A 15520-nucleotide genomic window follows, 5' to 3' on the forward strand; every position below is an offset into this window, starting at 1 on the left:
TGCGAAGCGGGCGAGCCTCCATGCCGCCTTCGACGGGCCACGGAGGGAGCGTCGACGGGCTCGACACGAACGGAGTCGACGTCAGCCCCTTGGCGTGGGCACTCCCGTGGTCTCGCACACGAAGGCCCAGAACCGCTCGACCTCGCCCGGCGTCTCGACGCGCACCGGCGCGTAATGCGTGGAGCGTCTCCGGCGGTCGTGCCAGAAGCCGCCCGAGCCGATCGGGTCGCCGGTCGCGGTCAGCCAGACGGCGGTGTCAGCGCCCTGCTCGGCGTTGCGCAGCAGCGGCCCGGTGACCCTCGCGAAGCCGGGCAGCGACTCCGTCACGCCCGGCGTGTCGGCCCATCCCGGGTGCATCGAGGCAACCGTGATGTCGTCTCCGGCCAGCTCCCGCGCCCACAGCGGGGCCAGCACGAGCTGCATCCGCTTCGTGCGGGCGTATGCCGCCGTCCCCGAGTAGGTGCCCTGTGTGTAATCGGGGTCGTTGGCCTCCAGTCGCTGGGCGTACGCGCCACCGGAGGTCACGAGCACGACGCGGCCGCCGCCCCCGAGCGACTCGCGAAGCCCGAGGGTGAGCACGTGCGGACCGAGGACGTGCGTGGCGAGAGCCAGCTCATGGCCCTCCGGCGTGACCGTCCGCGTCGGTGGCATGACGCCCGCGTTGTGCACGACGGCGTGCAGTCGCGGCACGTCGACCACGAACCGGCGCGCGAACTCGGCGGTCGCGGCGAGGTCGCTGACGTCAGCGACGTGGGACGTGACCTCGGCGAGAGGCTGCTCCTCGAGCAGCCGCGAGCGGGCGTCGTCGAGACGCGAGGCGTCCCGGCCGGTGATGTGCACCACCGCACCGAGACGGGCCAGACCTCGCGCCGTGGCCAGCCCGAGGCCCCCGCTCGCGCCGGTGACGAGGACATGGCGTCCGACGAGGGCGCCCGGCACCGGGTCGTGCGGCCACCAGGCCCGGCGCACGGTCGGCCCGATCTTCGTGTAACCGAGGACGAGGGACTTGTCCATGACCCAGTCGAGGGCCGCGGTCGCTGCGTGGAGCACCATCCGCCCACCCTAGGTGGCGGCTCGCAGGGCGTCGGGAGCGTCGCTCCACCCCGCGTGGCGCACGTCACACTAGAGTGTGCGACGGCGCCCGACCAACGACGGTGGAGGTTCGCAGATGAGTGAGACGAGGCTCGACCCGGCTTCCGGCGGAGGAGGGTCCGTCGCCGGTGGCGTCGGCGCTCCGGGACGGGCGCAGATCCCCGAGCGCACCCTGCGCGGCGACCGGTGGTGGGTCCAGCCGGTCATCATCGTCACGCTGCTCGTCCTCTGGCTTCTCTACGCGCTGGTCCGGACCTCCATGCAGCGGTACTACTTCGTCGAGACGTACCACTACCTCACACCGTTCTACTCCCCCTGCGTGACCGCCTCGTGCGTCCCGGAAGCGCGCCACCTCGGCACCTGGATGGGTGAGCTGCCGCCGCTCGTTCCGTATGCGTTCTTCCTGCTGCCGATCCTGCTCGGCTTCCGGCTCACCTGCTACTACTACCGCAAGGCGTACTACCGGTCGTTCTGGCTCTCGCCGCCCGCCTGCGCCGTTGCCGAGCCGCACGCGAGGTACACGGGCGAGACGCGCTTCCCGCTCATCCTGCAGAACGTCCACCGCTACTTCTTCTACGCCGCGCTCGTCGTCTCCGGGATGAACACCCTGGACGCCTTCGACGGCTTCCACGGCAAGGACGGCGGCATCGGCATGGGGCTGGGCACGCTCATCATGCTCGTCAACGCCGGCTTCCTCTGGCTCTACACGGCGTCGTGCCATTCGTGCCGACACCTCATCGGTGGCCGGCTCAAGCACTTCTCCAAGCACCCGGTGCGCTACCGGGCCTGGACCGTCGTCTCGCGCCTCAACACCCGGCACATGCAGCTGGCCTGGACCACGCTGGCCACCCTCATGGTGACCGACGCCTACATCGCCCTGGTCGCCTCCGGGGCCGTCACGGATCTGAGGTTCTTCAACTGATGGCCGCCGACCTGGAGCACTTCGAGTACGACGTCGTCATCGTCGGGGCCGGCGGGGCGGGCCTGCGGGCCGCGATCGCCGCGCGTGAGGCAGGACTTCGCACGGCCATCATCTGCAAGTCCCTCTTCGGCAAGGCGCACACCGTGATGGCCGAGGGCGGCATCGCCGCGAGCATGGGCAACGTCAACAGCAACGACAGCTGGCAGGTGCACTTCCGGGACACGATGCGCGGCGGCAAGTTCCTCAACTCGTGGCGGATGGCCGAGCTGCACGCCAAGGAGGCCCCCGACCGCGTGTGGGAGCTCGAGACGTACGGCGCCCTCTTCGACCGCACTCCGGACGGACGGATCAGCCAGCGCAACTTCGGGGGCCACGAGTACCCCCGCCTCGCCCACGTCGGCGACCGAACCGGGCTCGAGCTGATCCGCACCCTGCAGCAGAAGATCGTCTCCCTCCAGCAGGACGACGAACGTGAGACCGGCGACCCGGAGAGCCGGCTGAAGGTCTTCGCCGAGGTGACGATCACCGACCTGCTCCAGGACCCGAGCGGGGCCATCGCCGGCGCCTTCGGCTACTGGCGCGAGTCGGGTCGGTTCGTCCGCTTCAACGCGCCCGCCGTCGTCCTGGCCACGGGTGGCATCGGCAAGTCGTTCAAGGTCACCTCGAACTCATGGGAGTACACCGGCGACGGACACGCCCTGGCCCTGCGGGCGGGATCAACCCTCGTCAACATGGAGTTCATCCAGTTCCACCCAACCGGCATGGTGTGGCCGCCCTCGGTCAAGGGAATCCTCGTCACCGAGTCGGTGCGCGGTGACGGCGGCGTGCTGAAGAACTCCGAGGGCAAGCGCTTCATGTTCGACTACGTGCCCGACGTCTTCCGCGGCCAGTACGCCGAGACCGAGGAGGAGGGCGACCGCTGGTACACCGACCCGGACACCAACAAGCGGCCGCCCGAGCTGCTCCCCCGTGACGAGGTGGCGCGCGCCATCAACTCCGAGGTCAAGGCCGGGCGCGGGTCACCGCACGGCGGCGTGTTCCTCGACATCGCCTCGCGGCGCCCCCCGGAGGAGATCCTCAAGAAGCTGCCGTCGATGCACCACCAGTTCAAGGAGCTGGCCGACGTCGACATCACGAAGGAGGCGATGGAGGTCGGCCCCACCTGTCACTACGTCATGGGCGGGGTCGAGGTCGACCCGGACACCGCCGCCGCCGCAGGGGTGCCTGGCCTCTTCGCCGCCGGAGAGGTGTCGGGCGGCATGCACGGGTCCAACCGCCTGGGCGGCAACTCCCTCTCGGACCTGCTCGTCTTCGGCGCCCGCGCGGGAACCGGCGCCGCGGCATACGTCCTGGCACTGGGCGACCGTCGGCCGGACGTCGACCAGGCGGTCGTCGACGCCGCCGCAGCCGCTGCGCTCGCGCCTTTCGAGGAGGAGGGCGGCGAGAACCCGTACACCCTCCACCAGGAGATGCAGCAGACGATGAACGACCTCGTCGGCATCATCCGCACGGCCGCGGAGATCGAACGCGCCCTCGAACGGCTCGAGGACCTCAAGGCCCGCGCCGAGCACCTGACCGTCGAGGGCCACCGGCAGTTCAACCCGGGCTGGCACCTCGCCCTCGACCTGCGCAACATGCTCGCCGTCAGCGAGTGCGTGGCCCGGGCCGCGCTGCTGCGCCAGGAGAGCCGCGGGGGTCACACCCGCGACGACTACCCGACGATGGACCCGCACTGGCGGGGCCGCAACCTCATCTGCTCGGCGGACGGCGACGGCATCGTGGTGCGCGAGCAGGAGATGCCGTCCATGCGCGGCGACCTGCTGGCCCTCTTCGACACGGGCGAGCTGGCCAAGTACCTCACGCCGGACGAGCTGGCCGCGGTGCCGGCACCGGCGACGCCCACCGACGGGAGCGGGTCATGAGCTACGACGCGAGGTTCCGGGTCTGGCGCGGCGACGCCGAGGGCGGCGAGCTCGTGGACTACACCGTCGAGGTCAACGAGGGCGAGGTCGTGCTCGACATCATCCACCGCCTCCAGGCCACCCAGTCGGGCGACCTCGCGGTGCGCTGGAACTGCAAGGCCGGCAAGTGCGGATCGTGCAGCGCCGAGGTCAACGGCATGCCACGGCTGCTGTGCATGACCCGCATGTCGACCTTCAGCGAGACCGAGACGGTCACGGTCACGCCGCTACGCGCCTTCCCGGTGATCCGCGACCTCGTCACCGACGTGTCGTTCAACTACGCGAAGGCCCGCCAGATCCCCGCCTTCGCCCCGCCGGACCTGGCGCCGGGCGAGTACCGGATGCAGCAGGTCGACGTCGAGCGCTCGCAGGAGTTCCGCAAGTGCATCGAGTGCTTCCTCTGCCAGGACACCTGCCACGTCGTGCGTGACCACGAGAGCAACAAGGAGGCGTTCGCCGGACCCCGCTTCCTCATCCGCGCGGCCGAGCTCGACATGCACCCGCTCGACGCGCGCGAAGACCGTGCGGACTTCGCCCGCGACGAACAGGGCATCGGGATGTGCAACATCACGAAGTGCTGCACCGAGGTCTGCCCCGAGCACATCAAGATCACCGACAACGCGATCATCCCGATGAAGGAGCGCGTGGTCGGCCGTCACTACGACCCGCTCGTGTGGCTGGGCACGAAGATCGGTCTCCGCAAGCGCTGAGTGCGCTGACGGCGCTGACGGCGCTGACGGGCGCATGACAGTGGAAATAGTCACACTCGGCGTCTACCGGACGGTAGCCGTCGGACCCTGCGAAGCCTCGGGGATAGGGTTTCGACCGTGGCCACCAATACTCTCCCGGTGACGGGATCGAATCGACCTGCATCGGCCCGCCGGAACACCGTGTTCATGAAGATGCTCATGGCCGGCTCGGGCGCGCTGTTCGTGTTCTACGTCCTCGTGCACATGTACGGCAACCTCAAGATCTTCGCAGGCGTCGACGCGTTCAACGAGTACGCCGAGCACCTCCGGACGTTGTTCACGCCCTTCCTGCCGTACGCCGGCTTCCTCTGGCTCTTCCGGGTCCTCCTCATCGCGGCGCTGGTGGCTCACGCGTGGTCCGCGTTCTACCTGTGGAGCCGTGCTCGTGGCGCCCGGACGACGCGCTACGTGGCCAAGGCCGCGGCCCGTGCCACGGTCAAGAGCAAGATGATGCGCTGGGGCGGCGTTGCGCTGCTCCTCTTCCTCGTGTGGCACCTGCTCCAGTTCACGATCGTGAAGTTCAACGTCGGCTCGCTTCCGGCAGAGGGCAACCCGGGCCTGCTCGTCATCAGCAGCTTCCAGGTGTGGTGGGTCGTCCTGATCTACCTGCTCGCCCTCGTCGCCCTGGGCCTGCACCTCTACCACGGCGTCTGGAGCGCCACCCAGACCCTGGGTTGGGCCGGCAACGCCGCCGCCCGCCGTCGCGCCAAGACGCTCGGGACGGTCATCGCACTCGTCACGAGCGTGGGGTTCGCCCTCCCCCCGCTCGCCATCCTCTTCGGACTCGTCAAGGGAAGCTGACCAGTGACCACGACCTCCACAACGCCCTCCTCGTCGGTGCCCGGTCTCGTCCACGGCGTGTACGCCGAGGGTGAGCCGATCCGCGACACGAAGGCCCCGCCCGGCCCGATCGACCGCCGCTGGAACACCCGCAAGTTCGAGGCCTCCCTCGTCAACCCGGCCAACCGCCGCAAGCTCTCCGTCATCATCGTGGGCACCGGACTGGCCGGTGGCGCAGCCGCCGCGACGCTCGGCGAGGCCGGCTACCAGGTCAAGTCCTTCTGCTACCAGGACTCCCCGCGCCGCGCGCACTCGATCGCGGCGCAGGGCGGGATCAACGCCGCCAAGAACTACAAGGAGGACGGCGACTCCGTCTACCGCCTCTTCTACGACACCGTCAAGGGCGGCGACTACCGCTCGCGCGAGTCGAACGTCTACCGCCTCGCCGAGGTCAGCACCAACATCATCGACCAGTGCGTCGCGCAGGGCGTGCCCTTCGCCCGTGAGTACGGCGGCCTGCTCGACAACCGCTCCTTCGGCGGTGTCCAGGTCTCGCGGACCTTCTACGCGCGCGGCCAGACCGGCCAGCAGCTGCTCATCGGCGCCTACCAGGCGCTCGAGCGCCAGGTCGCCGCCGGCACGGTCGAGATGTTCAGCCGCCACGAGATGCTCGAGGTCGTGGTCGTCGACGGCAAGGCGCGCGGCATCATCGCCCGCGATCTCGTGACCGGTGAGATCGAGACCCATCTGGCCGACGCCGTCGTGCTCGCATCCGGCGGTTACGGCAACGTCTTCTACCTCTCGACGAACGCGATGGGGAGCAACGTCACGGCGACGTGGCGCGCACACCGCAAGGGAGCGCGCTTCGCCAACCCCTGTTACACGCAGATCCACCCGACGTGCATCCCGGTGGCCGGTGAGCACCAGAGCAAGCTGACGCTCATGTCGGAGTCGCTTCGCAACGACGGCCGCATCTGGGTGCCGAAGAACGCCGCGGACTGTGAGAAGGACCCGCGCGAGATCCCCGAGGAGGACCGCGACTACTACCTCGAGCGGATCTACCCCTCGTTCGGCAACCTCGTCCCTCGTGACATCGCCAGCCGCCAGGCCAAGAACGTCTGCGACGAGGGCCGCGGCGTCGGCCCGAAGGTCGGCGACTTCCGCCGCGGGGTCTACCTCGACTTCACGGACGCCCTGAAGCGCATGAGCGCCGAGGCCGTCGCGGAGAAGTACGGCAACCTGCTCGACATGTACCAGCGGATCACGGGTGAGAACCCCTACGAGGTGCCGATGCGCATCTACCCCGCCGTGCACTACACGATGGGCGGCCTCTGGGTCGACTACGACCTCCAGTCGAGCATCCCGGGCCTCTTCGTCACCGGCGAGGCGAACTTCTCCGACCACGGCGCCAACCGCCTCGGGGCCTCCGCCCTCATGCAGGGCCTCGCCGACGGCTACTTCGTGCTCCCGCACACGATCCGCGACTACCTCGCCAGGGGCCCGTTCGAGAAGCTCGAGGAGTCCCACGAGGCCGTCGTCGAGGCTCGCGCCTCCGTCGACGCCCGGGTGCAGAAGTTCCTGTCGATCAAGGGCGACCGCTCCGTCGACTCCTTCCACAAGGAGCTCGGCAACATCATGTGGGAGTTCTGCGGCATGGAGCGCTCCGAGGAGGGGCTGCTCAAGGCCATCGACCTCATCCGGGGCCTGCGCGACGAGTTCTGGCGCAACGTCAAGGTGCTCGGCGCCGCCGACACCCTCAACCAGAGCCTCGAGAAGGCCGGCCGCGTCGCCGACTTCCTCGAGCTCGGTGAGCTCATGTGCATCGACGCGCTGCACCGCCGCGAGTCCTGCGGCGGTCACTTCCGCGCTGAGTCCCAGACCGAGGACGGCGAGGCGCTGCGTCACGACGACGAGTACGCCTACGTCGCCGCGTGGGAGTGGGGCGGTCAGGACGGTGCGCCGGTCCTGCACAAGGAAGACCTGGTCTACGAGTTCGTCGAGATGAAGCAGCGGAGCTACAAGTGACGATCACCCCACACAGTTCTCCGTTCGTACCTCACTCCGATACCTTGCGAGGACCCCGATGAACCTGACCCTCAAGATCTGGCGCCAGTCCGGGCCCAAGGCCAAGGGCGAGATGGTGACCTACCCGGTCACCGACATCTCCGAGGACATGTCGTTCCTCGAGATGCTCGACGTGCTCAACGAGCAGCTCAACGCCCGCGGCGAGGAGCCGATCGCCTTCGACTCCGACTGTCGCGAGGGCATCTGCGGCATGTGCGGCCTGATGATCTCGGGCAAGGCCCACGGCCCCGAGGTCACGACGACCTGCCAGCTGCACATGCGCAGCTTCTCCGACGGCGACGAGATCACCATCGAGCCGTGGCGCGCCGACGCGTTCCCGGTCATCAAGGACCTCGTCGTCGACCGCGGCAGCTTCGACCGCATCATCCAGGCCGGCGGCTTCATCAGCGCCAACACCGGCTCCGCGCCCGAGGCCCACTCGGTGCCGGTGCCCAAGCCGAAGGCCGACCGCGCCTTCATGGCAGCCGCCTGCATCGGCTGCGGTGCGTGTGTCGCGGCGTGCCCCAACGCGTCCGGCATGCTCTTCATGGGCGCGAAGATCACCCACCTCGGCGAGCTCCCCCAGGGCCAGCCGGAGCGCGACGCCCGCGTCGTCAACATGGTGAGCCAGCACGACCACGAGGGCTTCGGCGGCTGCACCAACATCGGCGAGTGCTCCTCGGCGTGCCCCAAGGAGATCCCGCTCGACGTCATCAACCAGCTGAACAAGGACCTGCGCGGCGCGCTGATGCGCGGCGAGTGAGGCGCGACGCGTCCACCGCGGGACCACCGACGACCCGCCCCGGATCCATCCGGGGCGGGTTAGTCTTTCCCGGCGATGACGCCTCAAGACGCTAGACGACGTCGCCCGTGGACGGTGACCGCCGCGGGCGCCTCGCTCAGCGCGCTCGGGCTCGGGCTCGCCCTGACGACGACGTATGCCGTCCCGCCGGCAGCCGGGACACCACTCCCCCGCGCCGCGACCGCGGCAACGCCCGTCGTGGCGCCGACCTGTGCGCCGTGGCAGACCCGGCAGGCCGTGCCGGTCGGCGTCACGCTGACGCCGCGGGTCTTTCCCACCGACGAGCCCGCCGCACGGCCCACCACCTCGGCGCCGGGCGCCACGGGCGCGACGAGCGCGACGCGCGCCACGGGCGCCACGGGCGCGGTCCCCCGGGCCACGACGGCCCCGACTGCGGCGAAGCCGCCCAAGGTCCGGCTCGTGTGCCGCAACGCGCCGCCGAAGCCGTTCGCGCACCCCGCGTGGGAGCCGGAGTCGGTCGTCGGCGGCTCGCGTCTGGCTGAGACCGGTGTCCTCGTCGACCGGACCACCTCGGTGCCCCCGCCGCCGGAGGTCTACGACGTGTCCTACGTGCTGGCCGACCTCGAGACGGGCGAGATCCTCGCCGCCAAGTCGCCGCACGCGTGGCTGCGCCCCGCCAGCACCCTCAAGACCCTCACGGCCCTGACGCTCATGCCGCGGCTCGACCCGCGACGGGTCGTCGTCGCCGGACAGGACGCGCAGGACGCTGCCGGTTCGCGCGTCGGCATCCTCGCCGGCAACCGCTACCCCGTCTCGAGCCTCTTCGACGCCATGCTGATGTTCTCGGCCAACGACGCGGTCTACGCCCTCGCCGACGCCGCGGGCGGCTACGACGCCACGGTGGACCTGATGAACCTCAAGGCCCGCGAGATCGGGGCGCACGACACGCTCACCGTCGACCCGAGCGGCCTCGACGACGGCGCCCAGCGGTCGAGCGCCTACGACCTGGCACTCATCGGGCGCGACGCCATGCGACTGCCGGCGTTCCGCAGCACCATCACCAAGCGCGACGCCGTCTTCCCCGGCGGCACGGACGAGCGCGGGAAGGTGTGGCCCGCCTTCCACGTCTACAACATCAACGAGCTGCTGCGGCACTACCCCGGGGCCGTCGGCATCAAGCCCGGCCGCACCGACCGCGCGCAGCACACCTTCATCGGCGCGGCGACCCGCGGGGAACGCACGCTCGTCGTCGCCCAGATGGGCAGCGTCACCGGCTCGTGGAAGCCGACCGCCGCCCTGCTCGACTGGGGCTTCGCCAACGCCGACCGGGTCACGCCCGTCGGGCAGCTCGTCGAGCCCGGGGAGTCCACCGGCCCGGTCGCGGCCCCGGTCCTGCCCGAGCTGCCCACCGGCGGCGTCACCGGCGCCGGGACGGGAACGGCAGGTACGCAGACGCCCGGCACCGCGGCCTCCTCGTCGGGGACCGGCACCCCCGCCCCACTGGCCGCACCCGCGACCGAGGCGACGGCATACGACCGCACGATGTCGCTCGTCGTGCTCGCCTCGGCCGGGGTCGTCGTCACGGCCGGCGTCGTGCTCGTCGCATTTGCGCGGCGCCGCCGCCGGCCGATCTGACGATCCCGGTCCGTGGTCGACGTGCCGGGTCAGCCAGCGCGTCGAGGCTGGGCCACCACGACGAAGTGCACGAACCGCATGTTCCCGAATGGCACGGGAAGCACCCGGGCCGCCGCCTTCAGCACCTTACTGTTGCTCGCCGCCCACCGCCTGCCCATGGTGTTGGCACCCACGCAGGAGAGCACGTCGTACCCGCAGGTCTCGAACATCTCGACCATCGTCGCCTTGGTGAAGAAGCGGACGTGGGTGCGGTCAAGCGTGCCTTGGTCGACGTAGTCCCACCGTCCACGCAGCAGCTTGAACACCACCGGGGCGTACTGGATGCTCGGGATCGCGGCCACGACGCAGCCCTCGTCCGAAAGGAAGCGAGGCACCTGTCGCAGCACCGACCACGGGTCGACGATGTGCTCGAGGACGTCGTTGAAGAAGATGGCGTCGAACGCGTGCGGGTAGCCGTCGAGGGCCTCCGGGAAGTAGCCCGCGACGACGTCGTCGAACCCGTGACCACGCCGGGCCGACTCGGCCTGGGTGGCCACGGCCTCAAGCCCGACGATGGTCGCGTCATCACCCAGAACCGCGCGGAGGGTCGTGCCGAAACCCCCCGCGCCGCAGCCGACGTCGAGGACCCGTGTCGCTCCCGGTGGGATGAACGGGGCGACGTCGAGCCGCGCGTTCTCGACGTAGACGTCTTGTTGCGGAGGCTGCACGTCGGTCCCTTCAGGCGTGACGCAAGGGCCCGTCCGGAGCCCTACTGACGCCTGACCCTACGCACAGACCGGACCGCAAGGGTGGCAAATGCCCCGATGACGGCGCCCGCTGCCAGGCTCACGCGGTCCGTGGACCTCGAAGTGCCGCCGCGGGTCGCGGGGGGTGCCGGCGTGGTCACGGGGGCTGCGGCATACGGCACGAGGCTCGGGTCCGCACGGGCGGCGAGCGGGGCGACGAACACGGGACGCAGGGCTATGGACAGGGGTGAGCGCTCGCTGTCGTCGCCCAGTCGGTCGAGGTCGACGTCGTTCGCGGCCCACGCGGCCGAGATGAGGATGATCTTGGACATGAGGTCGAGCCAGAAGAGCAGCCCGACCGAGAGCGCGACGGCCCCGAGCAGCGGGTTCGCGGTGGCATGGCTGACGATGAACCCTCCGAACAGCTTGAGCAGCGTGAGGACGACGGCACCGATCACCGCTCCTTGACGGATGTCGCGCATCGGCAGCGGGGCCCCCGAGAGGACCCGCAGCAGGACGACGAGGATGAAGGTGTCGAAGACGACGCCGATGAGCAGCGCCAGCAGCCCCACGAACAGACCGTTGACCTCGACACCGATCCACCCCGGGACACGATCGGCCAGACCGCCGAGGCTGCTCGTGAGGATCGCCGACACTGCGACGGCCAGACCGACGGTCGCGAGGACGAAAAGGTCACGGGCGTTGGTGCGCACGAGGTCGTCGGGGATGGTCCTGAGACCGAAGACACCACGGATGCCGGTGCGCAGCGCCCGCACCCAGCCCAGTCCGGCGAACAGCAGCGTGACGAACGCGATGATGCCCGTCAGGGTCAGGGTCAGGCTCTCGGGAGCCGCGATGCTGATGATGCCGTCGGGGTTGCTCGGGGTCTGGATCATCCCTGGGAAGGCCTGGTTGAGCGAGTCGGCGATGGCCGCGACGAGATCGGGCCGGCCCTGCAGGACGAAGCCGAAGATGGCGAACGCCAGCGCCAGCGCCGGGAAGATGGAGAAGAACGCGTAGTAGCTGACCCCCGCGGCGAGCAGGTTGCCGCTCGACTCGCGATAACGGGTCCAGGCTCGATGTGCACGGGTGGCCATGAGCCGGTCCATGAGGGGCCCCAGCGCCGGCACCCGTCAGCCCCCGGTGAGGGTGAACTCGTGCACGGGACGCCACACGTCGTCCTCGCCCAGCTCGTAGAGCTGGTACGCGCCGACCTCGAACGCGACGGAGTAGCCGGCGAGGTCGGTGAAGGCGAGGTCCAGCGACTCGGCCGGCACGTTGTGTGCCACGGTGACGTGCGGATGGTAGTAGAACTCGAGGTCGCGGCTCACCGGGCCCGAGCGCAGCGACACCTCGAGCGCCTCGCAGTTCGAGACCCCTTGGGCCACCTGGATGAACACCACGTCGGACAGCGGACGGAACGTGCCCGTACCGCGCAGGACGACGTCGAAGGCCGCGTGGCTGGCGGCGACGTCGGCGCAGTGGCTCCGGAAGGCGGCGTAGGCCGCCGCGTCCACCTCTGTGGGCGGGAGCAGCGTGATGTGTGCGGGGATCTGCCAGGCCTGGGGGTCGCCGAAGTCGGCCCGGCGGCGCTGGAGGTAGTCGCCGTGCGGGGCCGGGATCGGGATCGAGACGCCGATCGTCGTGGGACGCGCAACACTCACGCACCCGACCGTACCGAACTCATCCCGCTGCCGCGGTTCCGGGCCCGGCCTTTCGCAGATCCCGTCGACGCGCGCTCCTAGTCTGGGCGCATGACGGATGACAGGGGGAGGCGGAAGCGCCGCCCACGCTTCGGCTCGGAGCCGGGCCTGCGCATCGCGGCCCTCTTCGTGTCCGACTGGGGCCACGAGTTCGAGAGCGTCGCTGCGGGACGCGTGCCCTCGCACCGGCTCTTCGGGATGCGCGAGCTGGGCAGCCTCGGGCACCACGTCGTCCACCACACCCGGCCTGTGACCTCGAGACTCACCCGCCGCGTGGGCTGGCGCGTGTCGCAGCTGTGGTGGCTCTTGGGCGTCCAGCGAGAGGTCGATGTCGTCATCGCGACGCACGAGGCCGCTGCGGTCCCCGCCCTCCTACTCCGCCGGCTGGGTCTCATCCGTCGCCCGGTGATCGCGATGACCGTCGCGGCCCTCGACGCGACGTCGCGGCCGGGACCCGGCGGCGTCCTGCAGCGCACCGCCTTGCGGGGAGCAGACCTGATCACGGTCTTCTCGTCTTCGCACCGCGAACCCCTCGCCCGCCGGCTCGCGCGCACGGCGGAGACCGTGCGTTGGGTCCCGCTCGGCGTCGACACGCAGTACTTCTCCGCGAGCACGCGCCCCCGCGACGGCGGCCGGCTGTCGGTGGGCACCAACGCGGGCAAGGACTACCCGACCCTGATGGCGGCCCTGCGTCCAGGCGAGCAGCTCGTCGTCGTCACCGATGCGTGGAACCGCTCCCAGGCGCGTGAGTCGGCGGACGGTCTCGACGTCTCCTTCCGCAGCGACGTTCCCATCACCGAGCTGCGCGAGCTCTATGCCCGCGCGGACGTCATGGTGCTTCCTCTTCGGGAGTGCGAGATGTCGTCGGGCCAGACCGTCCTCCTCGAGAACCTCGCCTTGGGCACACCGGTCGTCATCAGCGGCGTCAGCGGCGTCGCCGACTACGTCGATCCGTCGATCATGCTCGTCGTCCCAGCGGGCGACCCGTCCCGGCTCAGGCAGGCCCTGACAGACACCTCGTGGCACGACCGTGCGCGCCGGGGGCCGGAATTTGTGGCCCGACGGTTCACCGTGGAGCACCTGGCATCGGCCCTCGAGGCGATCGCAGACGAGTTGGTCGCCCGGAGAGGTTGAGCGCGCCGGTCCCAACCTGCACGGCCCCCGTGCGACTCCTCAGGAGCGCAGGGTGCTGGGCAGCAGGCCGACCTTGTCGTAGACGCGGCGGACCGTGGCCTCGGCGACCGCCCGCGCACGCTCGGCGCCGTCGGCGAGGATGCGGTCGAGCTCTGCACGATCCGTCATCAGCTCGAGCGTGCGGATGCGGAACGGCGTCACGGCCTCGACGACGACCTCGGCGACGTCCTTCTTGAGGTCGCCGTAGCCCTTGCCGGCATAGGCCTCCTCGAGGAGCGACACCGGAGTGCCCGACAGGGCGGAGTGGATCGAGAGCAGGTTGGAGATGCCGGGCTTGTTGTCCTCGTCGAAGCGGATCTCGCGCTCGGCGTCGGTGACGGCCGAGCGGATCTTCTTGGCGATGCGCGACGGCTCGTCGAGCAGGCTCACGAGTCCCGCGTCGGACGTCGCCGACTTGCTCATCTTGGCCGTCGGCTCCTGGAGGTCCTGGATCTTGGCCGTCGCCTTCATGATGTGCGGCTCGGGCACGACGAGCGTGTCGCCGAAACGCTGGTTGAAGCGGCCCGCGAGGTCGCGCGAGAGCTCGAGGTGCTGACGCTGGTCCTCGCCGACCGGCACGACGTTCGCGTCGTAGATGAGGATGTCGGCGGCCTGGAGCACGGGGTAGGCGAACAGGCCGACGTTGGTGTTGGTGCCCTTGGCGGACTTGTCCTTGAACTGGGTCATCCGGCTCGCCTCGCCGAAGCCGGTCAGCGTGCCGAGCACCCAGAAGAGCTCGGTGTGCTGGGCGATGTGGCTCTGCACGAAGAGCGTCGAGCGCGACGGGTCGACGCCTCCCGCGATGAACTGGGCCGCCGTGATGCGGGTGCGCTCGCGCAGGACCGCAGGATCGGGGGCGACCGTCAGGGCGTGCAGGTCGGCGACGAAGTAGAAGGCGTCGTGCGTCTCCTGGAGACGCACCCACTCGACCAGCGCGCCGATGTAGTTGCCGAGGTGGAGCGAGTCGCTCGTCGGCTGCATGCCCGAGAGGCTGCGCGGCGTCGTGGTCGGGAGGGAGGGCGTCGAGGACATGGGTGCATTCTGGCCCATGGGAGCCCGCGGTCCCCAAACCGGTCCGCTGCGCGGCGTCGCCGGGTGGGGCGGGTCAGCCCTCCTCGAGGGCGTAGTCGACGACGACGGGCGCGTGGTCGCTCCAGCGCTCGGCGTACGTCGGCGCGCGTCCGACGAAGGTGTCGGTGACGGTCGCGGCCAGTCGCCGCGTCGCCAGCTGGTAGTCGATGCGCCACCCGGCGTCGTTGTCGAAGGCCTTGCCCCGCCAGGACCACCACGAGTACGGGCCCGCGACGTCGCCCGCGTGACGGCGCTGGACGTCGACCCAGTCACCGCCGGCGAACCAGCCGTCGAGCACCGCCCGCTCCTCGGGCAGGAAGCCGGCCTTCTTGAGGTTGCCCTTCCAGTTCTTGAGGTCGGCCTCCCGGTGCGCGACGTTGAGGTCGCCCGTGACGAGGACGAGCTCGTCGGCCTCGGCCGCGCGCGTCATGCGCTGCGTCATGGCCCCGAGGAAGGCCATCTTGACGTCCTGCCGCTCGGTGCCGGCCTCGCCCGTGTGGACGTACGCGGAGACGACCGTCAGCGGACCGGCCGCCGTGACGACGTCGGCCTCGACCCAGCGCCCCTCGTCGGCGAACGCCCCGTCGATGCCGACCCGCACCACCGCCTGGGGCTCGCGCGTGACGACGGCGACGCCCGCACGCCCCTTGGCGGAGCCCTCCGTGTGCGCGACCGACCAGTGGACCAGGCCGGCGTCGGCGAGCACCTTGGCGAGCTCGACGTCGTCGGCACGCACCTCCTGGAGGCACAGGACGTCGGGCTCGGCCTGCTGGACCCACGGCACCATGCCCCGTCGCGCCGCTGCTCGGATCCCGTTGACGTTGGCCGTGACGACGCGCATGGTCCCCGATTGTGCAGGAGGCGACCGACAGGTCGCCGTCC

Annotated in this window: 14 protein-coding genes; 8 read left to right on the forward strand and 6 right to left on the reverse strand. The window is 70.3% G+C overall.

All coding sequences use genetic code 11. The annotated features are described in order from the left end of the window. Positions 1–81: 81 nt before the first annotated feature. Positions 82–1053, reverse strand: coding sequence for an SDR family NAD(P)-dependent oxidoreductase (locus ASG96_RS04145; protein ID WP_057586845.1), 972 nt, complete (start codon positions 1051–1053; stop codon positions 82–84). Positions 1054–1168: 115 nt separating this feature from the next. Here ASG96_RS04145 and ASG96_RS04150 point away from each other — a divergent pair, with 115 nt between their 5' ends. From ASG96_RS04150 to ASG96_RS04180, 7 genes are all read left to right on the forward strand, one after another. After that, entirely contained in the window at positions 1169–2014 is an 846-nt protein-coding gene (locus tag ASG96_RS04150; RefSeq protein ID WP_057586847.1) for a hypothetical protein, read from the forward strand. Further along, a complete protein-coding gene (locus ASG96_RS04155) occupies positions 2014–3936 on the forward strand; it encodes a fumarate reductase/succinate dehydrogenase flavoprotein subunit (protein ID WP_057586849.1) in 1923 nt (640 codons plus the stop codon). Before ASG96_RS04150 ends, ASG96_RS04155 begins: the two co-directional genes overlap by 1 nt. After that, positions 3933–4685, forward strand: coding sequence for a succinate dehydrogenase/fumarate reductase iron-sulfur subunit (locus ASG96_RS04160; protein WP_057586851.1), 753 nt, complete (start codon positions 3933–3935; stop codon positions 4683–4685). Before ASG96_RS04155 ends, ASG96_RS04160 begins: the two co-directional genes overlap by 4 nt. A gap of 186 nt (positions 4686–4871) precedes the next feature. Continuing rightward, complete coding sequence (locus tag ASG96_RS04165; protein WP_200958672.1) at positions 4872–5525, forward strand: succinate dehydrogenase cytochrome b subunit; 654 nt, start codon at positions 4872–4874, stop codon at positions 5523–5525. Between the two features lie 36 nt (positions 5526–5561). Next, the gene (locus ASG96_RS04170) at positions 5562–7529 is read left to right on the forward strand and encodes a fumarate reductase/succinate dehydrogenase flavoprotein subunit (protein ID WP_157610649.1); all 1968 of its coding nucleotides are present in this window, start codon (positions 5562–5564) and stop codon (positions 7527–7529) included. A 58-nt stretch (positions 7530–7587) separates the two neighbouring features. Then, entirely contained in the window at positions 7588–8331 is a 744-nt protein-coding gene (locus ASG96_RS04175; RefSeq protein ID WP_057586854.1) for a succinate dehydrogenase/fumarate reductase iron-sulfur subunit, read from the forward strand. A gap of 114 nt (positions 8332–8445) precedes the next feature. Further along, positions 8446–9966, forward strand: a complete 1521-nt coding sequence (locus ASG96_RS04180; protein ID WP_057586857.1) for a hypothetical protein — start codon at positions 8446–8448, stop codon at positions 9964–9966. Between the two features lie 29 nt (positions 9967–9995). Here the strand turns inward: ASG96_RS04180 and ASG96_RS04185 are convergent, their stop codons facing one another. Genes ASG96_RS04185 through ASG96_RS04195 form a run of 3 tightly spaced genes read right to left on the reverse strand, consistent with a single transcriptional unit; the run spans position 9996 to position 12355 of the window. Next, on the reverse strand, positions 9996–10673 hold the full coding sequence (locus tag ASG96_RS04185) for a bifunctional 2-polyprenyl-6-hydroxyphenol methylase/3-demethylubiquinol 3-O-methyltransferase UbiG (protein ID WP_057586859.1): 678 nt from the start codon (positions 10671–10673) through the stop codon (positions 9996–9998). Between the two features lie 41 nt (positions 10674–10714). Beyond that, complete coding sequence (locus ASG96_RS04190) at positions 10715–11788, reverse strand: YihY/virulence factor BrkB family protein (protein ID WP_162262014.1); 1074 nt, start codon at positions 11786–11788, stop codon at positions 10715–10717. 36 nt (positions 11789–11824) lie between these two features. Continuing rightward, positions 11825–12355, reverse strand: a complete 531-nt coding sequence (locus ASG96_RS04195; RefSeq protein ID WP_056761019.1) for a 2'-5' RNA ligase family protein — start codon at positions 12353–12355, stop codon at positions 11825–11827. A 90-nt stretch (positions 12356–12445) separates the two neighbouring features. Here ASG96_RS04195 and ASG96_RS04200 point away from each other — a divergent pair, with 90 nt between their 5' ends. After that, positions 12446–13528: a glycosyltransferase family 4 protein gene (locus ASG96_RS04200; RefSeq protein WP_057586861.1), complete on the forward strand. Its 1083-nt coding sequence runs from the start codon at positions 12446–12448 to the stop codon at positions 13526–13528. Between the two features lie 39 nt (positions 13529–13567). On the opposite strand, the gene trpS is transcribed toward ASG96_RS04200, so the two are convergent. Continuing rightward, complete coding sequence (trpS, locus tag ASG96_RS04205; RefSeq protein ID WP_056761013.1) at positions 13568–14617, reverse strand: tryptophan--tRNA ligase; 1050 nt, start codon at positions 14615–14617, stop codon at positions 13568–13570. 55 nt (positions 14618–14672) lie between these two features. After that, positions 14673–15479 carry an exodeoxyribonuclease III gene (locus ASG96_RS04210; RefSeq protein ID WP_056761011.1) on the reverse strand — a complete coding sequence of 269 codons (807 nt, stop codon included), beginning with the start codon at positions 15477–15479 and terminating at the stop codon, positions 14673–14675. Between the last annotated feature and the right edge of the window lie 41 nt (positions 15480–15520).

Origin of the sequence: Terrabacter sp. Soil810 (assembly GCF_001429645.1) — a bacterium.
GTDB lineage: Bacteria > Actinomycetota > Actinomycetes > Actinomycetales > Dermatophilaceae > Terrabacter.